The 22,121-nt window shown below is 69.5% G+C and carries 17 protein-coding genes; 7 read left to right on the plus strand and 10 right to left on the minus strand.

All coding sequences use genetic code 11. The features are described 5' to 3' along the window. Positions 1–64: 64 nt before the first annotated feature. The 3 genes from AC5RUW_RS12480 to exaC form a co-directional block, all read right to left on the minus strand. On the minus strand, positions 65–505 hold the full coding sequence (locus tag AC5RUW_RS12480; RefSeq protein ID WP_494160984.1) for a hypothetical protein: 441 nt from the start codon (positions 503–505) through the stop codon (positions 65–67). Between the two features lie 160 nt (positions 506–665). Continuing rightward, on the minus strand, positions 666–1,064 hold the full coding sequence (locus tag AC5RUW_RS12485; protein WP_494160985.1) for a DUF779 domain-containing protein: 399 nt from the start codon (positions 1,062–1,064) through the stop codon (positions 666–668). Positions 1,065–1,070: 6 nt separating this feature from the next. Then, on the minus strand, positions 1,071–2,594 hold the full coding sequence (gene exaC / locus AC5RUW_RS12490) for an acetaldehyde dehydrogenase ExaC (RefSeq protein WP_494160986.1): 1,524 nt from the start codon (positions 2,592–2,594) through the stop codon (positions 1,071–1,073). Between the two features lie 558 nt (positions 2,595–3,152). On the opposite strand from exaC, the gene AC5RUW_RS12495 reads away from it, so the two are divergent. Further along, on the plus strand, positions 3,153–5,606 hold the full coding sequence (locus AC5RUW_RS12495; protein ID WP_494160987.1) for a DUF6541 family protein: 2,454 nt from the start codon (positions 3,153–3,155) through the stop codon (positions 5,604–5,606). 42 nt (positions 5,607–5,648) lie between these two features. Here AC5RUW_RS12495 and AC5RUW_RS12500 read toward each other — a convergent pair whose 3' ends face one another. Both AC5RUW_RS12500 and AC5RUW_RS12505 read right to left on the minus strand, forming a co-directional pair. Continuing rightward, on the minus strand, positions 5,649–7,094 hold the full coding sequence (locus tag AC5RUW_RS12500) for a GAF domain-containing protein (RefSeq protein WP_494160988.1): 1,446 nt from the start codon (positions 7,092–7,094) through the stop codon (positions 5,649–5,651). Between the two features lie 201 nt (positions 7,095–7,295). Next, positions 7,296–8,717 (minus strand): FAD-dependent oxidoreductase, encoded by a 1,422-nt coding sequence (locus tag AC5RUW_RS12505; RefSeq protein WP_494160989.1) that lies wholly within the window; start codon positions 8,715–8,717, stop codon positions 7,296–7,298. A gap of 156 nt (positions 8,718–8,873) precedes the next feature. Between AC5RUW_RS12505 and rarD the strand changes: the two genes are divergently transcribed. Next, the gene (gene rarD, locus AC5RUW_RS12510; protein ID WP_494160990.1) at positions 8,874–9,824 is read left to right on the plus strand and encodes an EamA family transporter RarD; all 951 of its coding nucleotides are present in this window, start codon (positions 8,874–8,876) and stop codon (positions 9,822–9,824) included. 325 nt (positions 9,825–10,149) lie between these two features. Beyond that, a complete protein-coding gene (locus AC5RUW_RS12515) occupies positions 10,150–11,910 on the plus strand; it encodes an HNH endonuclease signature motif containing protein (RefSeq protein ID WP_494160991.1) in 1,761 nt (586 codons plus the stop codon). Between the two features lie 74 nt (positions 11,911–11,984). Here AC5RUW_RS12515 and AC5RUW_RS12520 read toward each other — a convergent pair whose 3' ends face one another. Both AC5RUW_RS12520 and gabT read right to left on the minus strand, forming a co-directional pair. Beyond that, positions 11,985–13,580, minus strand: coding sequence for a CAP domain-containing protein (locus AC5RUW_RS12520; protein WP_494160992.1), 1,596 nt, complete (start codon positions 13,578–13,580; stop codon positions 11,985–11,987). A 301-nt stretch (positions 13,581–13,881) separates the two neighbouring features. Beyond that, positions 13,882–15,237 (minus strand): 4-aminobutyrate--2-oxoglutarate transaminase, encoded by a 1,356-nt coding sequence (gene gabT, locus AC5RUW_RS12525; protein WP_494005711.1) that lies wholly within the window; start codon positions 15,235–15,237, stop codon positions 13,882–13,884. A gap of 246 nt (positions 15,238–15,483) precedes the next feature. On the opposite strand from gabT, the gene AC5RUW_RS12530 reads away from it, so the two are divergent. From AC5RUW_RS12530 to AC5RUW_RS12545, 4 genes are all read left to right on the plus strand, one after another. After that, a complete protein-coding gene (locus AC5RUW_RS12530) occupies positions 15,484–16,920 on the plus strand; it encodes a PucR family transcriptional regulator (protein ID WP_494160993.1) in 1,437 nt (478 codons plus the stop codon). Between the two features lie 128 nt (positions 16,921–17,048). Beyond that, positions 17,049–17,729: a putative glycolipid-binding domain-containing protein gene (locus AC5RUW_RS12535; protein ID WP_494160994.1), complete on the plus strand. Its 681-nt coding sequence runs from the start codon at positions 17,049–17,051 to the stop codon at positions 17,727–17,729. A 130-nt stretch (positions 17,730–17,859) separates the two neighbouring features. Beyond that, the gene (locus tag AC5RUW_RS12540) at positions 17,860–18,285 is read left to right on the plus strand and encodes a hypothetical protein (RefSeq protein WP_494160995.1); all 426 of its coding nucleotides are present in this window, start codon (positions 17,860–17,862) and stop codon (positions 18,283–18,285) included. Next, positions 18,177–18,782, plus strand: a complete 606-nt coding sequence (locus AC5RUW_RS12545; RefSeq protein ID WP_494160996.1) for an HIT family protein — start codon at positions 18,177–18,179, stop codon at positions 18,780–18,782. The genes AC5RUW_RS12540 and AC5RUW_RS12545 overlap by 109 nt, the downstream gene beginning before the upstream one ends. Before the next feature lie 169 nt (positions 18,783–18,951). Here the strand turns inward: AC5RUW_RS12545 and AC5RUW_RS12550 are convergent, their stop codons facing one another. From AC5RUW_RS12550 to AC5RUW_RS12560, 3 genes are read right to left on the minus strand one after another with little or no spacing between them, the layout of a single operon-like run. Further along, positions 18,952–20,010 (minus strand): polyprenyl synthetase family protein, encoded by a 1,059-nt coding sequence (locus AC5RUW_RS12550; RefSeq protein WP_494160997.1) that lies wholly within the window; start codon positions 20,008–20,010, stop codon positions 18,952–18,954. Positions 20,011–20,019: 9 nt separating this feature from the next. Beyond that, entirely contained in the window at positions 20,020–21,375 is a 1,356-nt protein-coding gene (locus AC5RUW_RS12555) for a geranylgeranyl reductase family protein (RefSeq protein ID WP_494160998.1), read from the minus strand. A 1-nt stretch (position 21,376) separates the two neighbouring features. Next, positions 21,377–22,111 carry a demethylmenaquinone methyltransferase gene (locus AC5RUW_RS12560; RefSeq protein ID WP_494160999.1) on the minus strand — a complete coding sequence of 245 codons (735 nt, stop codon included), beginning with the start codon at positions 22,109–22,111 and terminating at the stop codon, positions 21,377–21,379. Positions 22,112–22,121: the final 10 nt, after the last annotated feature.

Below are 22,121 nucleotides of genomic sequence, written 5' to 3' on the forward strand. Positions count from 1 at the left end.
AGGACGGATCCTTTCGGGGCGGGCCAGGTGCCGCGGCCTTCAGCCGGCGGCGGGTTGCTTCGGCCTAGCGACCGGCTTCCGGCTGCGGGTGTGCCGGATCCATCGGGCGGTCGCCGCCGGACGTCTGGGCACCGGTGGCGCCTGCCGTGGCGGAGGTCGACGCGGGGCGGGCCGAGGCGCCGCCCGAGCTCGACGAGCCGCCCGAGCTCGACGAGCCGGAGGAGCCGGAAGTGCCGGAGCTGCCGGAGTTCGAGGACCCCGAGCCGCCGACGCTTTCCTTGGCCTGGCCGACGGCACCCTTGGCGCCTTCCTTGGCGGAGTCGACGGCGTCCTGCGCCTTCTCCTGCAGACCCGGAGCCTTCTCCTTGGCCCAGTCGGTCCCCTGCTGGACCGTGTCCTGGACCTTCGGGTCATTCCAAAGCTGCATCAGCTTCTCGCGTCCCTCTTTCGAGCCGATGAGGTAGCCAACACCGATGCCGACGAGAAAAGTGGCCTTCTTCATCATGGTTATCCTCATTCCCGCTCCCCCTGGGAGCATCCAGTGAATACCTTTCACGAGGCACAATACCGGGATCGGGAAAAAATAGAAAGCTTGCTTATATTGACTGCCTGCCGGCGGGTCCCCGCAGCCCGGGGAAACCGCCGGCAGTGCCCGCCGCGCAGGGTCAGGGATCCAGCAGCCGGGAGCGGATCAGGAAGCGCTTGCCTTCCGGTGCCTCCACGGAGAAGCCGCTGCCCCGCCCGGTGACGACATCCACGGTCAGATGGGTGTGCTTCCAGTATTCAAACTGTTCCCGGGACATCCAGAATTCAAGCGCCTCGCCGTCCAGGTCGAACACCCCCAGCAGCACGTCCGCTTCGGACGTGATGAAGTCTCCGGCCGGATAGCACATGGGCGATGACCCGTCGCAGCAGCCGCCTGACTGGTGGAACATCAGGGGGCCGTGCTGCCCGCGCAGCCGGCGCAGGAGCTCAAGCGCCGGCTGCGTGAGTGCCACCCGGGAACCGGTCTCCCCCGGCAGTGCGGGAGCGGCGGCAAAGGCGGAAGCGGGGACGGCATCCATGACGGCCTAGAAGAACCCGAGCTTGGTCTCGGCGTAGCTGACCAGCAGGTTTTTCGTCTGCTGGTAGTGGTCCAGCATCATCGCGTGGTTTTCACGCCCGATGCCGGAGGACTTGTAGCCGCCGAAGGCCGAGTGCGCCGGGTAGGCGTGGTAGTTGTTCACCCAGACCCGGCCGGCCTGGATGTCCCGCCCGGCCCGGTAGGCGGTGTTGCCGCTGCGTGACCAGACGCCGGCGCCGAGCCCGTACAGGGTGTCGTTGGCTATCGCCAGGGCCTCTCCGTAATCGGAGAACCGGGTCACCGAGACCACCGGGCCGAAGATCTCCTCCTGGAAGATGCGCATGTTGTTGCTGCCCTCGAAGACCGTGGGCTGGACGTAGAAGCCCCCCGCCAGGTCACCGTCAAGGTGGGCACGCCCGCCGCCGGCCAGGACCTTCGCGCCTTCCTGCCTGCCGATGTCCAGGTAGGAAAGGATCTTCTCCAGCTGGTCGTTGGAGGCCTGGGCGCCGACCATCGTGTTGGTGTCCAGCGGGTTGCCCTGCACCATCTGTCCGGTGCGCGCCAGCGCGTCGGCGAGGAAGCTGTCGTAGATGGAGTCCTGGATCAGGGCCCGGGAGGGGCACGTGCAGACCTCGCCCTGGTTGAGGGCGAACATGTTGAACCCCTCGATCGCCTTGTCGTAGAACGCATCGTCCTGGGCGGCGATGTCGGCGAAGAAGATGTTCGGGCTCTTGCCGCCCAGCTCCAGGGTCACCGGGATCAGGTTCTGGCTTGCGTACTGCATGATGAGCCGGCCCGTGGTGGTCTCGCCGGTGAAGGCGATCTTCCGGATCCGGTTGGAGGAGGCCAGCGGCTTGCCCGCCTCGACGCCGAAGCCGTTGACAATGTTCAGCACGCCGGCCGGGAGCAGGTCCCCGATCAGCTCCGCCAGGACCAGAATCGACGTCGGCGTCTGCTCCGCAGGCTTCAGGACGACGGCGTTGCCGGCCGCGAGCGCGGGCGCCAGCTTCCAGGTGGCCATCAGCATCGGGAAGTTCCAGGGAATGATCTGCCCGACCACGCCGAGCGGCTCATGGAAGTGGTAGGAGGTGGTGTTGTCGTCGATCTGGGAGATGCCGCCCTCCTGGGCGCGGATCGCGCCGGCGAAGTAGCGGAAGTGGTCGACGGCGAGCGGCAGGTCCGCGGCCAGCACCTCACGGATCGGCTTGCCGTTGTCCCACACCTCGGCGACGGCGAGCATCTCCAGGTTCTCCTCGATGCGGTCCGCGATCCGGTGCAGGATCAGCGCGCGTTCGGCCGGGGCGGTCTTCCCCCAGGACCCGGCGGCCTTGTGCGCGGCGTCGAGGGCCAGGTCGATGTCCTCGGAGGTGCCCCGGGCGACTTCGCAGAACGGTTGGCCGGTCACCGGCGTGACGTTCTCGAAGTACTGTCCCCGGACGGGGGCCACCCACTCGCCGCCGATCCAGTTCTCGTAGCGGGGCTTGAAGGAGACCTTGGCTCCTTCGGTGCCGGGCCGGGCGTAAACACTCATCTGGAAGCTCCTCGGGTCAGCGGCCGCCGCGCAGGGGCGGGCCGCAGCGGGGCAACGCGCTGTCCGGCCGCGGAACCGGCGCTGCCTGCGGATGCCTCGAGGGTAGGCCGGCGGACGTTGCATGTACGTTGCATCGCTCCGGGCCCAGGATGGGCGGCGCGGTGCTGACCGCGTTCGTGCTCCGGGAACGCAGCCGGACGGCGGCCGGAGCCTCCCCGGCGGGATGGATAGCTGCGGTGCGCTGCTGATCGGGCGGCTGACCAGCCTGCGGATCCGTCCGGTCATCGGCCCGCAGGCGCAGCCGCAGACAGGGACGGGCACGAGGGCCGGCACAGCGGGCGGAAGCAGTGAGGCATCTTCGGCGAAGCCGAACGTGCGGGAGGCCGGACGGGGCCGTTCCGCAGGGGAAACCCGCGACTCGGGCACCGCCGGCTGCGGATAGGCCGCCCACCCTGCTCATCCACCGGTCAGGTGAGGTAGGTTGACGGGGCCGCCGCGTCCTTCCATGCATTGCCGGCCGCGGTTGATGAACATGACATCCGTTGACTCGGGGGACAGATGGAATGGCAAGAAACGGGATTGGTCCTGCTCGCCGCGTGCACGGTGCTGCTCCTGCCGGGCCTGGCCGTGTGCGCCGCGGCAGGCGCGAGGAGCATGGTCCTGCTGGGACTGGCCGGACCTGTGTCGGTCAGCATCATCGGCCTGGGCGCCGTGATCCTGGGGCTGCTGGACCGTCCGCTGACTCCGGGCGCCGTCGTCGTCGCCACTGGTGTTGCGGCCGTCCCCATCCTGGGGCTGAGGCTGGCAACCACCGCACCTTCCACGGTCTTCGCAGCGGTGCGTCCCACGTGGGCCACTGTGGTCAAGGCCCTCGCTGCCGCCGTTGCGTGCGGGTTCCTGGGGTCACGGCTGCTGGAGGTCTTTCAGCGCCCGGACAGTATTTCCCAGACGCTGGACAACATCTTCCATCTCAACCTGGCCAAATTCGTCCTGGACACCGGCAGCGGCTCCTCGCTGGCTGCCGGGCAGCTGACGGATCCGGGAGCCGAATTCAAGCCCTACCCTGCGGCCTGGCATGACGTCGTTGCCCTCGTTGCCGAGGCCTCCGGTGCTTCCGTGCCGGTCGCCGCGACGATCGTCAACCTGGTCATAGGGGCGGTCCTGTGGCCGTTCGCCGTCATGCTGCTCGGCACCGTCCTGGCCGGTGACCGGCCGGCTGTCTGGCTGCTGAGCGGGCTGCTGGCCGGCGCGTTCGCCGCGTTTCCCTACCTCATGGTTGATTTCGGCGTGCTGTACCCCAACTACCTCTCCCTCGCCCTGCTTCCGGCGCTGCTGGCCCTCCTGGTCAGCGGAACCCGCAAAGGTGCTGCCGGGATCCGGCTCTCCTGGCTCCTGTTCCTGCTGGCGCTGCCCGGCCTGGGGCTTGCCCATCCCAGCTCCCTGGTGGCCCTTGCCGCCCTCAGCCTGCCTATGGGTGTTCGTGCGGTCGGCGCCGTTGCCGGGAGCCGGCGCTTCTCCCGACGGTCAGCCGCCGTGTGCACGGCGGCCGTGGTCGGGGCGGCCTACGGGGCCGTCGTCTACGCGGCATGGGCCTTCCTCCGCCCGGAAATTGGAGGCATCCGCTGGGAAGCGCGGATGAACCCGGCGCAGGCGTTCGGTGAAGGCATCCTCAATGCCCCGCTGAGCTACCCCGTCCCGGTGCTGGTCGCAGTGCTGACCGCCCTCGGCGTCGGGAGCGCCCTCCGTTCACGGCGGGACGGGTGGGTGATCGGAGTCCTGGGGATCGGCGTCGGCCTGTATACGGTGGCCATCGGGTTCCCATGGTCCGACCTGCGCACCGCCTTGGTGGGCAGCTGGTACAACGATCCGGTCCGCCTGGCCGCCCTCCTCCCGGCGGCGGCGATGGGCACGGTTCTCCTGGGCGCGATGGCGGCCGTCGACCGGGCTGCGGCGCTCACCGGTGCCGCAGCCCGCACCCTGCGTCGCGGCTCCAAGCCGCGCCGGCCGCCGTCCGAGGAAACCGCGGATCCGGGGCCGGAGCAGCAGGCCGGTGTGTCGAAGGGGGCGGCAAGGACGCCGGACCGCAGCGCGCCGGACCTGGAACCGTCCGGCCATGCCGCGTCCGGCCGTGCACGGTTCCAGCACCCCGAGGCGCCCGCTCCTGCGGTTCCTGCTTCTCCTGCTTCCCCGTCGTACTCTGCAGCCCGGGAGTTGGCTGCGGCGGGACGCCCGACGACGGGTGCGGTGACGACGGCTACGGAGTCGGCTGCTGTGACGGCGTCGGCGAGGTCGGCTGCGGCGGCGGCACTCCCGGCACCTGAGCTGCGCCGGGCATCCGTCCAGCGGCCGACAGGGGAAGCGGCCGCTGCAGCGCCTCGGGACCACAGGCCCCCGACCGGCCGGTCAAAGGCACCCTTGGCACCACCGTCAGGAGGACGGATCCCGCCGGGCCCGCGCTCCCGGCGCAACCCGCGGCCCGTGCCCGGATCAGGTGCGGCGCTGCTGGTCGGCTTTCTCTGCGCCGGCGCGCTGGGCTGGGCGGCGAACGGGTCCGCCGCCGTCGACCAGGCAGTCCGTTCAGCGGCCCGCAGCTATGACACGGAGGGCAACGGCCGGCTGCTGGATCGGGACGAGCAGACGCTGTTGTCGCGCCTCGGGCAGGCGGTGCCCGAAGACGCCGTGGTCGTCGGCAATCCGTGGACCGGGACGGCACTGGTCTACGCCCTCGCAGACAGGGCGGCCCTCACCCCGCACGTTTTCTGGACGGACACCGCTGATTCGTCACTGATCCTGAATCATCTGGACGAGGCCGCGGCGGGAGGGGAAATCTGTGCCGCCATCGAGCGCACTGGAGCCTACTACGCCCTCGACTTCGGCACCGCGGGGGTCCACGGCGAGGCTCCCGATCCGCCCGGCCTGGACAACCTGGCGGACAATCCCTCCGTGCAGCTCATCGACCAGGTCGGCCAGGCACGGTTGTACCGGGTGACGGCGTGCGGCGACGGGCCCTGACGCCGGCGAAGGCCTCGCACCTCTGACAATGCAGGCCCGCGTCTAGCCGAGTTCGTTCTCCAGCCGCTGCAGGCGGGCAACGACCGCGGCGCGGCGCGGCGAGTCCGGCGGCAGGAGGCGCAGGGCCACCGTCCACGCCTCGACGTCGTCGGCGGCCTCCTCCAGCTGCAGGTACTGGAGCAGCAGGTCCGGGGCCGCGTCGGAGAGCATGGACTCGCGCAGCACGGCGGAGACCTCTCCGCGCAGGACCGCGATGGCCGGTGCCTCGGACCGCGGGAGGGCGGGCCCGGCGTAGATGTTCAACGCCAGCCGATGCGCTCCATGCCCAAGGTAACTGAGCACCTGGCGGGCATCGACCACCAGCTCCCGCGGCAGCCGATACGGCCGCGACTGCGGGACGAGTCCGTCAGGCCCGTCGGCGGCCCGTGCCAGCAGCGCACGCAGGCGCAGCATCTCCGCCCGGACGGTCGCCGGCGGCACGTCCTGGGCATACGCCATCATGGCCAGCTCCTCAGCCGTCAGCCCCTGCGGGTGCAGGGCGAGCAGCGTCAGGAGCTCCGCATGCCGGCCGCCGACATTCAGCGACCGCCCGCCCACCGTCAGCAGCGCGTGGTCACGGCCCAGGATCTGCAGGCTGTCCCGGTACAGGCTCCGGCGCACCGACTCAAGCCGCCTGCGGCGGTGCCCCCGGCTGCGCACCCTGTGCTCAAGGCGCTCAACCCGCAGATGGGACTGTGCCGCCGCGACCGTGGCCTCCACCAGCGAGAGGGTGTGCGGAGCCACTGCGTCCGCTCCCCCGGTGATATCGACGACGCCGATCACCGCACCCGAGTCAGGGTCCCGGACCGGCACCGCCGTGCAGCTCCAGGCATGCACCCGCCGGTTGAAATGTTCGGCGCCGCAGATCTGCATGGCCGTTCCCGAGGCCAGCGCCGCGCCGGGCGCGCTGGTTCCAATCGACGGCTCGGACCAGTCCGTTCCCGGCATGAAGTACATGCCTTCGGCGCGCCGCCGGAGCGCGGCGTCGCCCTCCACCCACAGCAGCCGCCCGTGCTGGTCCCCTACCGCGACCAGGACGCCGGTATCCGCCGCCGGTTCCACCAGCAGCCGCTGGATCACGGGCATCACCACGTGCAGCGGGTGCTCCCGGCGGTAGTCGGCAAGCTCATCGGGCGCGAAGACGACGGCGGGGGTGTCGGCGTCGGGATTCCGGGCGTAGGCGAGCGAACGCTGCCAGGACTCCCGGACAGCGGCTCGCAGCCCATCGGGCTGGGCGTCGGAGGACGGCCAGGCGTGCGCGGACGATTTGTGTCTGTGTGTGCGGGCGTCCACTTTGCCGATGGCAGGCCCGTCGGCGGGGCCGGGGAAGGCGGACGGAGGGCTCGCTGCCAGCAGGTCGTGGGCCCGTCGTGCCGCCCGGTCGCGATCATGCGCGGTGCCTGCGCGCAGGGCACCCGCGCGCGTCTGTCCGCCGGCTGCAGTGTCCACCGCCCCGCCTATCTGCTCTGATAAGGAGACCGCTCCGGCAGTCGCCGGATGCTGCAGGCAACAGTACCGCGCGCCCCGGACAAGGACCATGGGTTGACGCCGGTCATATGACCGGCGTCAGTCACAGTCCTGCCCCCCCGCCCGGAGACGACAGGAGGCCGCTGCCTTCCGGCTGCGGCCTCCTGCGACGGGGTTTCGCTGCTACTCTCCGCGCGAAACCCGGATCATGTCCTCACGCTCGACGACCTTGACCCGCTCGCGGACCAGCTCGCCGAGGCCCGGATCGCCATGCACGTAGGCGGCGCCGAGTTCCCGTTCGTGGGCGTCGAGCTTCTTCCAGCCCTCCCAGGTGGTGTAGCGGACTCCGCGGTCCTCGAGCAGGTTGATGATGGCATCGGGGCTGGGCTCGGATGCCGCCGGCAGGTTCAGCCGGTCCTCCAGGAGGAACCCGATGGTCTCGAGGGCGTCGCCCTTGGTGTGGCCGATCAGGCCCACCGGTCCGCGCTTGATCCAGCCGGTGGTGTAGATGCCCGGAACCGGGTTGCCTTCCTCGTCGATGACGCGGCCGCCCTGGTTGGGGATGACGCCGCGGCGCTCGTCATAGCCGACCTCGGGCAGCTCGGATCCGAAGTAGCCGATGGCCCGGTAAACGGCCTGCACGGGGTAATCCACGAACTCGCCGGTACCGCGGACGTTGCCGGTTCCGTCCAGCTCGGTGCGCTCGAACTTGATGCCGGCCACCTTGCCCGGGGTCGCGGCGTCGTCGTAAATCTCCACCGGGCTGTGCAGGAAGTGCAGGTGCAGCCGGCGGGACGCGCCGGTGTCCTGCTCCTCGGCCAGCCAGTTGGTCAGGGTGTTGACCATGGTCTTGGTCTGGTTGTTCGTGCGGATCTGCTCATCCGAGGCCTCGTCGAACTCGAAGTCCTCCGGGTACAGCACGATGTCGACGTCGCGGGAGTGCGAGAGTTCGCGCAGCTCCAGCGGAGTGAACTTCACCTGCGCCGGACCGCGGCGCCCGAAGACGTGGACGTCGGTGACGGGAGACTTCTTCAGGCCCTCGTACACATTGGCCGGGATCTCGGTGGTCAGCAGATCATCCGCGTGCTTCGAAAGGATGCGGGCGACGTCGAGGGCCACGTTGCCGTTGCCGATGACGGCAACTTCCTTCGCATCAAGCGGCCACTCCCGCGACACGTCGGGGTGCCCGTCGTACCAGGACACGAAGTCTGCGCCGCCGTAGGATCCGTCGAGGTCCACGCCGGGCACGTCCAGCGGAGCGTCCTTGAGGGCTCCGGTGGCGAAGATGACGGCGTCGTAGAAGTGCCGGAAGTCGGTGAGGGTCAGGTCCCGGCCGTAGTTGACGTTGCCGAGGAAGCGGATGTCACCGCGGTCCAGCACCTTGTGGAGGGCAGTGACGATGCCCTTGATCCGGGGGTGATCCGGCGCGACGCCGTAGCGGATCAGACCGTAGGGGGCGGGGTACTGGTCGAACAGGTCGATGCTGACCTCGAAGTCGCGCTCGGCCTTCGTGAGGATATCTGCGGCGTAGACTCCGGCGGGGCCAGCACCGATGATGGCAACTCGCAGGGGACGCTGCGAGAGGTCCGTGGCTGGGTTAGACACTGATAGTCCTTTTTCTCGGGGAAACCGCGGCGCGCGACAATAAGCGCACAGTTTCCTATTCTAAATGTCCGGACCTGCCCCCGTCTAAACGGCGGCCGCACCCAACCCGGGCCCGGAAACGGGAATAGCCGAACGCTCCCGGGTGTTGCCGCCGTCGTGCTTCCCACAGATGACAAAACCACGGCCCGGGCGCCCCGCCTCTCCCCCAATGCGTCGGGGATCCTGTTCGGCATCGGCGCCTACGGGCTGTGGGGCGTGCTGCCGCTCTACTTCCTCGCCGTGCAGCGCGCCGGCGCCGTCGAGATCGTCGCCAGCCGCGTGCTCTTCTCACTGGTGTTCTGCGTACTCCTGGTGACGGCCATGCGGAGCTGGCGGCCGCTGCTCACGGCTGCCCGCAGCCCGCGGACGGTAGCGGTCTTGGCCGGCGCCTCGGTGCTGATTGCCGCCAACTGGCTCACCTATTCGTGGGCGGTGCTGAACGAGCGGGCCGTCGAGGCTGCCCTCGGATACTTCATCAACCCCCTCGTCTCGGTGCTGCTCGGGGTGCTGCTGCTGAAGGAAAAGCTGCGTCCCCTCCAGTGGACTGCGATGGGGGTGGGCTTCATCGCCGTCCTGGTGCTCGCCGTCGCCTACGGATCCGTACCCTGGGTGGCGCTGACGCTGGCCTTCAGCTTCGGTTTCTACGGGCTGGTAAAAAAGCAGGTGGGAGGCCGGATCGACGCCGTCGCCAGCCTGACCATCGAGACCGCGGTCCTGACTCCCGTGGCCGCCGCGGTTCTGCTCTGGCTGGGCCTGACCGACGGCGCCACGCTCCTGTCCGAAGGCCCGGCGCACTTCTGGCTCCTCGCCGCCTCCGGCGTAATCACCGCCGTTCCCCTCATCTTCTTCGGAGCAGCCGCCCGCCGGCTTCCCCTATCGACGGTTGGATTGCTGCAGTATCTGGCGCCGACGCTGCAGTTCATCCTGGCGCTGGTCGTCTTCCAGGAACAGATGCCGCCTGAGCGGTGGGCCGGGTTCGGGCTCGTCTGGCTCGCGCTGGTGCTGCTGACGATCGACATGGTGGGAGCACCCGGGCGGGCCCGGAAGCTGCAGCGGGCAGTTGCCTGAGCAGCTTTCCGGCGCAGGGCACCAGTTGTCTGAGCGGCTTTCCGGGCGCAGGGCACCAGTTGCGCGACGACGGCCGGTGCCTTGAGCCCGTAGGCTCCACTGCGCGGGGAGGGCTGGGCGCTTTTCGCCCCCAGGATCCGTTTAGCGACGACACGGGGCGCGCCAGCAGGCTCAGTTGATCGACAGCTGAAGTGCGCTTCCAAGCGTAGGGCCGCATAGCTGTCCGGTCCTCCACAGGCGGATCTCATGCCTTTGCCGGATTTGGCCGTCCCCATAGCCGACTGTCCCCCTGCCGACCCATCCCTCACGGCGGGATGCTCGTGGCATGGCCTTTCCCCTCCAGCAACAGCCCGCCGAGGCATCGGCACCTCATCTTCGGCCGCCGTCGTTCCTTCCGCCTGCCGACCTGCAGGACCAAGCCCTTGGACTTGTCCAGGCGGCACGGGAGCTTTGCGAGGAGGCAGCCGAAGGGTGGCGGCTGCTGCCGCTGGACGATGCCGCAGGGTTCGCCGAGCACGTGGAGCAGCTCTCCCGGTCCATCGACATGCTGCAGCTGACTGCCGCCGCCGCTCTCGACGGCGGGCGACCGGCGGACAATTACGGGCGCGCAAAGCGCTGCGCGCGTACCGGCGGCGCCAGTGAGGCGACCGGTGGTGGCGAAGAAGAACGGGAGCCCGGGACTGGCGGCGTGCGGCGCAGGGCACGTGAGTTCCGCTCCACCGCGGACTTTATGCGAGCCAGGCTCCGGATCAGCCGGTCAGCGGCGAAGCGGCGGCTGGCCGCCGCCGCCGCGCTCTTCCCGGCAACGTCGCCCGCCGGCGAACCGCTCGCCTCACCGTGGCCGCAGCTGGCCGATGCCTGCCGGAGCACGGAGATCTCATCATCAGGCGCGGCAACCGTGCTGGAGGCCCTCGGTGAGGCCCAGCCCCGTCTGGCGCCGGAGGCCCTGGCGGATATGGAAGCCCAGCTCACCGAGATCGCCGCCGGCCAAGACGAGGATTTCCTGCATCGGGCCGCCCGCTACTGGGTGGCTCTCGCAGACCAGGACCGGCCGCCTACAGAGCAGGAGCTGCAGCAGTTTCAGGGCATCTTTCCGGGCCGTCGCCGCAACGGGCTGAGCCACCTGCACATCTACTGCACCGATGACCAGCACGAGGCCCTCCAAACCCTGATCAACAGTGCCGCAGGAGCCGGCCGGGTCCCGCAGGACCCCTGCCTGCCCCGGATGACGCGGCCGCAGCTCCTGCTGGAAGGACTCCTCAGCGGAGTACGGGCAGGCCTCGCCTGCGGCGGCGTGCCGGCCGCAGGCGGGCTTCGCCCGCAGGTGATGGTCACGATCAGCCATCGCTCTTTGCTGGATGGGCTGATCAGTTCGGGGGCCGACGGCGGTGTGTCCCCTGCGTTGGCCGTGCTGCCTGGGGACGCCGCACTATCCGTCGGTGCCATGTCGCCGGGGAATGCCACGGCCGCAGGCGGTGCGCCGTCTCCAGAGGACGCCGCGGCCACAGCGGAGGCCCCGCCTGCAGCTGCCGCCTCATCAACCGGTACCCCGTCCTCGACCGGTGCCGCGTCCTCAACCGGTACCGCGTCCTCACCTGCATCGCCCTCCCGAGCCGCAGTCCTCGATCTGAAGCAGCCCAGGCGGGCCCAACCCGGCACGGGCGCCTTCTCCGGCCCGCTGCCGGTCTCCGCCATAAGGAGGCTGGCCTGCGATGCGGAGCTGATCCCGGTCCTTCTGGGTACGGAAGGCCGGGTCCTGGACGTTGGCCGATCCGCCCGGCTGTTCCCTCCGCACCTTCGCAAGGCGCTGTATGCCCGTGACCGCGGGTGCACATTCCCCGGCTGCACGGTGCCAGGGCCGTGGACGGAAGCGCACCACGTAACGTTTTGGGAGTCCGGAGGCTCCACCGGGACCGAGAACGGCGCGTTGCTCTGTTCCTTCCACCATCACACCATCCATGACGGAAACTGGCGCGTCGTGATGCGCGCCGGAGTGCCATGGTTTGTGCCGCCGCCCTACGTCGACCCCCGGCAGCGTCCGCTCAGAAACCTCTTTTTCCACGCCGGGGAGCAATCCGGCATCTAGACCGGCCTGCCGAAAACAATGGGCAGGCGGACCATAGTGGTCCGCCTGCCCGGTCAGCTACTGGGAGCTCCCGATCAGATACGGGAAGCGTCGGCGACGTCGCCTGCACGCTTCTGCTGCCGAAGGATCAGGAGGATTCCCATCCCTCCTGCCACCAGCAGGGCGCCCAGCCCGCCAACCATCAGCTGTGCACGGGTGAGGCCGGTATTGGCCAGGGTCGCAGGCCCCGAACCCGCCACGGCGCTGGCTGCCATGACATCGACTGCTGCCTCGACTGTGAAGGGCTGCCACCCGACCAGCTCCCCGTCCAGGTAGAGGGCGACCTTGTGGTCCCCGGCCGGAAGCTCAGCAGGGACGGCCAGCGCAAGGGTGCCCTGGGCATCAGCAGCGACGAGGCCCATGTTGATCGGGTTTGAGTGCAGGAACACCTGGTAGGTGGCGCCCGGGGTCAGCCCGGACAATGCCAGGCCGCTGCCGCGGGAGTCGGCACGGAAGTCTCCCCTGGTGGCGGGGGTCAGGGCAGCGGCATCGCTGGACTCGAGCATCACCGGGATTCCCGGAGTCCTCGCCGTCGAGGCGGCTCCGTTGATGTCAGCGGATGCAGAGCCCTGGGCCGGAGCACCCTGCTCAGCGCTTGCAGCCGGCTCCGCCTCGTCCGTGTCCTCCTCGTTGGATGCGCTGGCGGGAGGCGTCGCGGCGGAGGTCGGTTCGGGGGTGGTCTCCGGGGCGGCCGGCACGGCGGCAGCCTGGATCCCAGCGGCCTCCTCAGCGGCCTGGCGCTCGGCCTCGACGCGTGCGGCCTCCTCAGCGGCCTGGCGCTCGGCCTCGACGCGTGCAGCCTCCTGCTCCGCGGCTTGGCGCTCAGCCTCGACCCGGGCAGCTTCCTGCTCCGCTGCCTTCTCAGCAGCTGCCTTATCTGCCGCTGACTGATCTGCAGCGTCATTCCGCTCAGCCTCAGCGCGGGCAGCCTCCTGCTCCGCTGCCTTACGGTCAGCCTCAATCCGGGCAGCTTCCTCAGCCGCCTTCCGCTCAGCCTCCACGCGGGCTGCCTCCTCGGCAGCCGCCTTCCGCTCAGCCTCCACGCGGGCCGCCTCCTCGGCAGCCGCCTTCCGCTCAGCCTCCACGCGCTCCGCCTCCTCGGCAGCAGCCTTGCGCTCAGCTTCAATGCGCGCGGCCGTGCCCTCGTACTGGCCGAAGTTGGCCGTCGCGAGATACGCGCCCTTGTTGGGCCCTGAGGTCAGCTGAACCACCGCAATGCCGATATCGGTATCCGCGCCGCGGAGCATGTTGGCCCGATGCGGAGCAGAACCGGCCCACCACTGGAAGGACTGGTCCGCGCTCATGCTCCAGGCGATGTTCTCCGAATAGGACAGCGCCCCGGCCGGATACTGGTTCATGAAGTTCGGGTTGTGCATGAAGCTTCCCGCGCCCTGCACGTTGGCAACGGCAGCGGAGTGCTCCGTCCATGCGCCGGCGACACCCGCCAGGCCTTCATTCCAGGCCAGCGGAGGCAGCGCATGCTGGGCACGGTAATCATTGATCAGAGTGTGGATGCGGTTGGCCGCCTGATAATCCGCTGCGCTGGCCGGAGCCATTGGCAGGGCCGTCACGGTAGCCACAAAGGTGACGGCAAGGGCGGCGAGCACGCTGAGAAGCGTCTTGATTCGCATAAACGACAAACCTTCATCTATGAGACCCCGGCTGATCAGCCGGCGCTGGTTCCACGCAGCTACCCCAGAAGCTGCCCGCTCGGAAGGAAAGGCCCAAGCGACGTAGTGAATGTATCCCAGCTGCACATTAGTCACAACAGCCACATCGTTCTCACCGGTTGGGTAAAGCCCGCGGCCACGGAGCGCGCTCTGCTTCCGGAGAAGGGCGGTCCCCACCGTACCGTGTGTGCGTTTAAGCCAGGGAAGGCCGGGATGCTCTGCGGGCATCCCGGCCTTCCCCCATCCGTCGTGGATGTTGCGCTTAGACGTTGGCGCGGATGGCGGCTTCCAGAACGTCCAGACCGTCCTGGAGCAGCTCGTCGGAAATGACCAGCGGCGGAAGCAGGCGGATGACGTTTCCGTACGTGCCGCAGGTGAGGATGATGACGCCCTGCTCGAGGCAGTCAGCGGCGATCTTCTTCGTCAGCTCCGCGTCCGGGGTCTTGCTGCCCGGCTTGGTGAACTCAAGGGCAAGCATGGCGCCGCGGCCGCGCACGTCACCGATCACGCCGGTTTCCTCGGCAACAGCGCGGAAGCGCGGCAGTACCGCGGCTTCGATGGCCTTTGCGCGGCCGGCCAGGTCCTGCTCCTTCATGGTGTCCATGGCAGCCAGAGCAGCTGCGCACGCCACCGGGTTGCCGCCGTAGGTGCCGCCCAGGCCGCCGGGGTGCACGGCGTCGAGCAGCTCGGCGCGGCCGGTCACGGCCGAGATCGGCATGCCGCCGCCGATGCCCTTGGCCATGGTCATCAGGTCGGGCACCACGCCTTCATGCTGGACGGCGAACCACTCGCCGGTGCGGCAGAATCCGGACTGCACCTCGTCGGCGATGAAGACCACGCCGTTTTCCCGGGCCCACTCCGCAAGGCGGGGCAGGAAGCCCTCCGCGGGGACGATGAAACCGCCCTCGCCCTGGATCGGCTCGATCAGGATGGCGGCCAGCTGGTCGGCGCCGATCTGCTTTTCGATGGCGAGGATGGCCCGGTCGGCGGCTTCCCGGCCGGTGATCTCGGGGTTCTCCTCGCGGAAGGGGTAGCTCATCGGCATCCGGTAGACCTCGGACGCGAACGGACCGAAGCCGGTCTTGTACGGCATGGCCTTGGCGGTCAGCGCCATCGTCAGGTTGGTGCGGCCGTGGTAGGCGTGGTCGAAGGCGACGACCGCGTTGCGGCCGGTCGCGACGCGGGCGATCTTTACCGCGTTCTCGACGGCTTCGGCACCGGAGTTGAACAGCACGGTCCGCTTCTCGTGGTCACCGGGGGTGAGCTCGGCCAGGCGCTCCGCAACGGCGATGTAGCCCTCGTACGGAGTGACCATGAAGCAGGTGTGCGTAAACCGGGCCACCTGTTCCTGGACCGCGGCGACGACGGCGGGATCGGATCCGCCGACGCTGGTCACGGCGATGCCGGACCCAAGGTCGATGAAGGAGTTGCCATCCACGTCGACGATCACGCCGCCGTCGGCGTCGGCCGCGTACACGGGAACGGATGAGGCAACGCCCTTGGCGACGACGGCGGAGCGGCGGTTGTTGAGCTCAACGGACTTGGGGCCCGGGAACGTTCCGGTGATGTTCCGCTTCTGCTCCAGCCGGTATTCGGGCCGGATTGCCTGAGTGCTCATGGTGCTGCCTTTCGTTGATGCGAGTCTGCGTGCTGCTCTGTGCGCCCGGACGCTCCCCCAATGAAGCGGAAGGCCCGGAGCGGAACCGGGATGATGGGCTGGCGCCCGGCGCATCCGTCCCCGCGGAGTCCGGCTTCTGCCATTTTCCCAAGGTACGTGCAGGCGGGGGCCTCACCTACATACATTCGCACAACGACGCCGAGCCGCTGCAGTGCACCCGCCCAGATGCTCCCTAAGATGAACTGCATGGCGTTGTCTCTGTCCGGCCTGCTGGCCGCACCTCATCTTGAGCTGGTCCTGCGCGGCGCCGCACCGGCCTCGGAGGATCCGATTCAGTGGGTGGCGGTTACCGAACTGGAGGACCCGGCACCCTTCCTGGGCGGCGGAGAGGTTGTGCTGACGACCGGGCTGCGGCATCGCACGCGTTCGGCGCAGGTGCGCTTTGTCGACAGCGTCTTCAAGGCAGGAGCCCTGGCCATCGGTTTTGGCACCGGCCTCAGCCATGCCAAGGTCCCGGCACCCCTGCTGGAGCAAGCCGACGCGTTGAAGCTGCCGGTGTTCGAGGTTCCTTATCAGACGCCGTTCGTCGCCCTCGGCCGCATGGTGGCCCAGGCGCAGGCTGCCGAACACGTTGACCACCTCGAGGGCCTGCTGCGCGCCCACCAGACCCTGGCCGGCGCCCTGCTGAGCGGCCGCGGACTCTCCGGCCTGCTCGGGGAACTGGCCCGGCTGCTCGACAGCTCGGTAACCCTCCACCAGTACGGCGCCCAGGTCCTCGCCTTCAACCATGATCATCGTCCGGCGCCCGAGGAAACGGAGGACGGCTGGCACCGGCTTCCCGTCGCCACCGGCATGCGGGACCGCTGCACCCTCGCAATCGCCGAACCCTACCGCCAGCCCGAGATCGTGGCGTATGCGCAGAGCCTGATCAGCGTCGAGCTGAGCAACCTGGCCCGACGCCGCGCCCGCGACCGCGCCGTCACAGGCCAGCTGCTGGCCGACGTCGGCGACGGACGCCTCGCCGGCCGGGAAGCAGCGCTCCGCCTCGCCGCCGCAGGCCTCGGCGGGGAGGAACCGCGGGCCCTGCTGCTGGCCGACGTGGGCCCGGACAAGTCACGGCTGCTTCCGTCCCTGCCGCTGCCCGCCGCGTTTGTGGACGCGGTCACTGCCGTCGTGGATTCGCGGCTGGTGGTCATCGTCCCTGCAGGCAGGGAGCCGCATCAGCTCGCGGAGGACCTGGGCGACTACCTTGACGGTGCGGGCCTGCCCGCCCGGATCGGCGTCGGCGGCGGGTTTGTCGATCCGGCCGGCCTGCGCTGGAGCTACTTCGCCGCGCGGGAAGCCCTGGCACACGGCGGGCGGGTCAACGAAGCGGACCGGCTGAGCCTTGCCTCCCTGCTCATGACGGCGAGGGACGTTCCCCTGTCCGCGCTGGCCGAGGAAACGCTGCAGCCGGTGCTCCGCTTCGATGAGGAGCATGGCGCGGGGCTGCTCGACACCCTGCAGCAGTACCTGGACCTCAACGGTTCCACCGCCGCAGTCGCCGAAGCCCTGTCGCTGCACCGCAACACCGTCCGGTACCGCCTGGCCCAGATCCGCGAGCTGACCGGGTACGACCCGGCCAGGACCGCCGACCGCGTCCATCTGTTCCTGGCCCTGCGGGTCCACAGCCTCTCCGGCTAGCCGGCAGCCGGCAGGACAGGCAGAGCCTGCGGCCGGCAGGGCGGCTGAGCGGCGGCCCGGCGCGACGCTGCCCGGGGCTGATTCAGGTCCACGTTGTGCGTGCGCCCGCCCCTCCTTACGCTGTAGGGATGCACACTCCGCCCGTTGAGCCGGTGATGACCTATCGCTGGCGTGGAACCGACGACCCGTCCCGGATGGACAGCGCCGTCGTTTCCTTCCGGGAGAGTGAGCTCGCTGCCTCGGGGACCTCTGACTGCGACGGCTATCGGCTGCGCTGGTCACTCCGGACGGATACGGGGTGGGTGACCCGCCGGATGCGCGTCGACGTTCAGGGAGACGGGTGGGCGCGGAGCCTGGAACTGAGCCGCAGCGCCTTTGGCCGCTGGACGGCGGAGGTCGATGAGAAGGGCGCCCCGGATCTGCCCCCGGCCGGCATCGACGACCCCACGGCCTTGGACAACGCCCAGGACGTCGACCTGGGCCTGTGCCCGCTCACCAACACCATGCCGATGCTTCGCCTCGACCTGCTGGGCGACTCAGCGCCGGCCGACGACACCAAGCTGACGATGGCTTGGATCGAAGTCCCCAGCCTGCGCGTGGTCGCCAGCGAACAGGTGTACACCCAGGTCAAGCCGTGGACCGAAGACCGCGGACACGCTCTCGTGCTCTTCAGTTCAACCGCTTCCGGCTTCACCACGGAGCTGCCCGTGGACCGGCACGGCGTGGTCCTCGACTACCCCGGGCTGGCCCGGCGCACGACGCCGGTTCCCGCGGGTGCGCCACTGAAGGGCGCCGGGCTCTTCGCTTAGGTTGGCCGCTCCGAAAGCCGGGCGGGGTGCCGGCGGGCAGGAGCCGCAGCCGACTCAGCGACCCGTCAGAAGCTCCGATGCCCCGCGGCTAGGATGGGAGTACAGCACCATCAACTTTGGAGACCGACCCATGAGCGATATGTTCCTCGACAAGTTCCGCGACCTGGTCCCCAAGTATCTGGAGGACCAGTGGCGGGCGGAGGACGGCATTCCCGCCCCTGAGCTGGACGGCATCCTCGCCGAACGTGAGCTGCGGATCCCGCTGGTCCTTCGGGAGTTCTACCTCGCCATCGGCGGGTGCGATGACCTGATGGAGGCGTACCACTTCTTCTGGGACCCCGATGAGCTGGAGATCGAGGACGGCTACCTGCTGTTCCTCGAAGACGAGGATGAGAAGTTCGTCTGGGGTTTCCGTGCCGACCAGCTGGATGTGCCGGACCCCATCGTGTGGCGCAGGAACAACGCCCGGGGCACCTGGAAGTCCGAAGAAGGGACCTTCAGCGAGTTCGTCTTCGACATGTTCAACTGGATTTTCGAGGAAGCGGACGAACTCTGAGCGCCGGACACGTTCAGCGGACGACGCCGGCAGGCTGGGCCAGCCACGCTCCAGAGGGCTACGAATGTCCTTTCTGCGACCTTGCCTCCGGCGAATTCAGGTATGCCGGCAACCTCTGCGAGCCGGGAGACCTGATCTACTCAGACGACCTCGTGCTGGCGTTCATCGCCTCCCACGGGTTCGACCCGCATCCGGGCCACGTGCTGGTGACGCCGCGGGCACACTATGAGCTGCTCTACGAGCTTCCCGACGACGTTGCCGCCCGGATCATGCTTCTTACGCGGGACATCGCCGTCGCCATCAAACGCGCCTGGGAGCCGGACGGCGTGACCACCCGCCAGCACAACGAACCGGCGGGAAGCCAGCATGTCTGGCACTACCACCAGCATGTCCTGCCGCGCTGGAACGGCGACGGGCTGTACTTCACACCGAAGCGTCCGATCGTGCCGCCGGCGGTCCGCGCCGTCAAGGCCGCCGAGCTGCGGGCCGTCCTCTAGGCTGCCGGTCCTCCAGGCTGCCGGTCCTCCAGGCCGCCCGCCTTTCAGGCGGCCGGCCGCCCTCGGCGGACCTGCCCGAACCAGACTCCCGCGCCGGGCAGCCGAACAGCGCCGTCAATGCGCTGTCCTCTTCCTCCGGCTGCCCGCAGCCTCGGCCCCCGCGTGCCGTCTAGGCTTCGCGCTCCACGACCGCTTCGGCGAACGCTGCGAGGGCGCGCTTCACCACGCTGTCGGGCAACGGCGCCAGCGCCTCGATCGCCTCGGCGGACCAGCTGCGGGCTACGGCCCAGGCCTCGTTCGTCACCGGATGGGCGCGCAGGGCCTGCACCGCCGCGGCCAGCGCCTCATCAGAGCTAAGGTCCGATTCCACCAGCTCGAGCACCCGGGCAGCGGATTCGTCACCGCCGGTCGCGGCCCGCCGCAGCAGCAGCACGGGCAGCGTGGGCACTCCCTCGCGCAGGTCGGTGCCCGGGGTCTTGCCGGACTTGGCTTCCAGGCCGGTGACGTCGATGACGTCGTCGGCGAGCTGGAAGGCCATGCCCACCTTTTCGCCGTAGTCGACCATCACCTGGACGGCGGCGTCGTCGGCACCGCCGAAAAGGGCACCGAGCTGGCCGGCTGCTGCGATCAGCGAGCCGGTCTTGCCGGCGAGCACTCCCAGGTAATGCTCCAGCGGATCCTGGCCGTCGGCCGGGCCGACGGTCTCGTGCAGCTGGCCGAGGCAGAGCCGCTCAAAGGTCCTCGCCTGGATTCCCAGCGCCTCTCCGCCCAGCACCGACACCAGGCTCGAGGCCCGGGCGAAAATCAGGTCTCCGGTCAGCACCGCCACCGAGTTGCCCCACACCTCGTGGGCCGTGGGAGCCCCACGGCGCACCGGCGCCTCGTCCATCACGTCGTCGTGATAGAGGGTGGCCAGGTGCGTCAGTTCGACGACGACGGCCGAGGTCAGCACATCGGCGTTGGCCGGGGCGGGGCCAAGGTGGCTGGCGAGCAGGGTCAGCAGCGGGCGGACCCGCTTGCCGCCGGCTTCCACCAGGTGCCGGGAGGTCGCATCGGCGAACGGGTCGGAGTTGGCGATGGCCTCGCGCAGCTGGGTCTCCACCTGCTCCAGTCCCTCGGCGATGGCGGGGCCCAGGTCAGGGTCGTCGGCGAGGAGCGCAAACCCGGCAGGCAGCCGCGTCCGCTGCCCGTCGGCTGCACTGGAGCTGGTGTTGGTGGATTCAGTCACTGTTCCAGACTAACTATTCTCTAGGGCGGAAGGGGCGGTTCGGGCGGCCTGGCCGCCGACGGCGGGCGGGAGCGCACCGCGGTTGTCGGCGGCGGGGACCAGCTTCTCCAGCAGCGCGATGACGCGGTCCTGGAAATCGGGGGCGTTGTGGTCGGTGAGGTTGGCCAGCATGCGGACCACGAAGCGCATCAGCACCGGCACCGGCATTCCGGTGCGCAGGGCGAGCTTCATGACGGCCGGCCGGCCGATCAGGCCGGCAAACACGCGGCCGAGCGTGAAGTGGCTGCCCCACTGCCCGCGGATGTAGTCCGCGTAGCCGGCCAGCACTGCGTCGGCTGCGGCGTTGGAGGACAGCAGCCCGGGGGTGCGGGCGGCCGCCTCGGCGGCGACAATGCACTCAGCGGCGTAGCGGGCGGATTCCATCGCGTAGGAGATGCCTTCGCCGTTGAACGGGCTGACCATGCCGCCGGCGTCGCCGAGCAGCAGCAGGCCCGGAGCGGCGTGCGGGGTGCGGTTGAAGCCCATCGGCAGCGCCGCCCCGCGGATCTCCCCCACCTGGTGTTCGGGAGTGAAGCCCCACTCGGCGGGCATCGCCGCTGTCCAGTCCCGCAGCACCTTGCGGTAGTCCAGCTTCCCGAACTCCTTGGACGAGTTGAGGATGCCCAGGCCGACGTTGGAGGTACCGTCGCCGACGCCGAACACCCAGCCGTAGCCGGGCAGCGGGTTGCCGGCGGCGTCGGGCAGTTCCAGCCACCCCTCCATCCACTCGTCGTCGGAGCGCGGGCTGGTGAAGTAGGTGCGCACCGCGACGCCGAGGGGTCGGTCGTCGCGCTTCTCCAGGCCCAGGCTGAGCGCGGTGCGGGAGGAGTTGCCGTCGGCGGCCAGGACGACGTCGGCCGCGAATTCCCGCGTCTCTCCGGTCCGGCGGCCGCGCTCGTCCAGAACGTTGGCGGTGACGCCCTGGACGCGCCCGTCGGGTCCGCGCAGCGCCCCGGTCACGGTGTGGCGTTCCAGGACGACGGCGCCGGCGGCCCGCGCGTGCGCGGCCAGTTCAGCGTCGAAGTCCAGCCGGGTGCGGATCAGCCCGTAGTCCGGGAACTCAGAGTGCTCCGGCCAAGGCAGTTCCAGCTTCCGGCCGCCGGCGATCAGGCGCAGGCCGCGGTTGCGGCGCCATCCGTCCTCTTCGCGGTGCGGCAGGCCGAGCAGCTGCAGCTCACGCACGGCACGCGGCGTCAGGCCGTCGCCGCAGACCTTTTCCCGCGGGAAGGCGGTCTTTTCCAGCACCGTGACGTTGATGCCGGAACGGGCAAGGTAATAGGCAGCGGTGGAGCCGGCAGGGCCCGCACCGACGATCAGGACATCCACGTCAGGCCTGCTGCGCCCCGGTAACCGCCACGCCGGAGGCGTCCTCCGGCTTGACGGCGCGGTGCACGGCCACGATGCCGCCGGTCAGGTTGCGGTAGGCCACGTCCTGCCAGCCGGATTCGGTGATCCAGCCCGACAGGGCGTCCTGGTCCGGCCAGGCCCGGATGGACTCGGCAAGGTAGACGTAGGCGTCAGGGTTGGAGCTGACCTTGCGCGCGATGGGCGGCAGGGCACGCATCAGGTATTCGGTGTACATGGTCCGCCACAGCGGGACCACCGGGGAGGAGAACTCCGCGATGACCAGCTTGCCGCCGGGCTTGGTGACGCGAAGCATCTCGGCCAGCGCCCTGCGCGGCTCGTTCACGTTGCGCAGGCCAAAGGAGATGGTGGTGGCGTCGAAGGAGTTGTCCGCGAACGGCAGCGCGGTGGCGTCGCCGGCGACGAAGTCGATGTCCGGGCGGCGGCGCTTGCCGACCTTGAGCATTCCGAGCGAGAAGTCGCAGGCGACGACGTCGACGCCGGCGTCGGCGTAGGGCTCGCTTGAGGTGCCGGTGCCGGCGGCCAGGTCCAGGACCCGCTGGCCGGGCACCGCGCCCACGGCATCCACGACGATCCGGCGCCAGCGCCGGGTCTGCCCCATGGACAGGACGTCGTTGACGACGTCGTACTTGGGAGCGACGTCGTCGAACATGGCGGCAACTTCGTCAGGGCGTTTTTCCAGCGATGCGCGGTTCACGCGTTCATTG

It is taken from the genome of Arthrobacter sp. Y3222053, from assembly GCF_059092805.1.

Excerpts from the sequence above, each read along its gene's own strand:
- AC5RUW_RS12480 (WP_494160984.1), bottom strand. The coding sequence starts at position 505 with ATGATGAAGAAGGCCACTTTTCTCGTCGGCATCGGTGTTGGCTACCTC.
- AC5RUW_RS12530 (WP_494160993.1), top strand. The coding sequence starts at position 15,484 with ATGGCGTTGTCTCTGTCCGGCCTGCTGGCCGCACCTCATCTTGAGCTG.
- AC5RUW_RS12485 (WP_494160985.1), bottom strand. The coding sequence starts at position 1,064 with ATGGATGCCGTCCCCGCTTCCGCCTTTGCCGCCGCTCCCGCACTGCCG.
- AC5RUW_RS12535 (WP_494160994.1), top strand. The coding sequence starts at position 17,049 with ATGCACACTCCGCCCGTTGAGCCGGTGATGACCTATCGCTGGCGTGGA.
- AC5RUW_RS12520 (WP_494160992.1), bottom strand. The coding sequence starts at position 13,580 with ATGCGAATCAAGACGCTTCTCAGCGTGCTCGCCGCCCTTGCCGTCACC.
- AC5RUW_RS12495 (WP_494160987.1), top strand. The coding sequence starts at position 3,153 with ATGGAATGGCAAGAAACGGGATTGGTCCTGCTCGCCGCGTGCACGGTG.
- exaC (WP_494160986.1), bottom strand. The coding sequence starts at position 2,594 with ATGAGTGTTTACGCCCGGCCCGGCACCGAAGGAGCCAAGGTCTCCTTC.
- gabT (WP_494005711.1), bottom strand. The coding sequence starts at position 15,237 with ATGAGCACTCAGGCAATCCGGCCCGAATACCGGCTGGAGCAGAAGCGG.
- AC5RUW_RS12515 (WP_494160991.1), top strand. The coding sequence starts at position 10,150 with ATGGCCTTTCCCCTCCAGCAACAGCCCGCCGAGGCATCGGCACCTCAT.
- AC5RUW_RS12540 (WP_494160995.1), top strand. The coding sequence starts at position 17,860 with ATGAGCGATATGTTCCTCGACAAGTTCCGCGACCTGGTCCCCAAGTAT.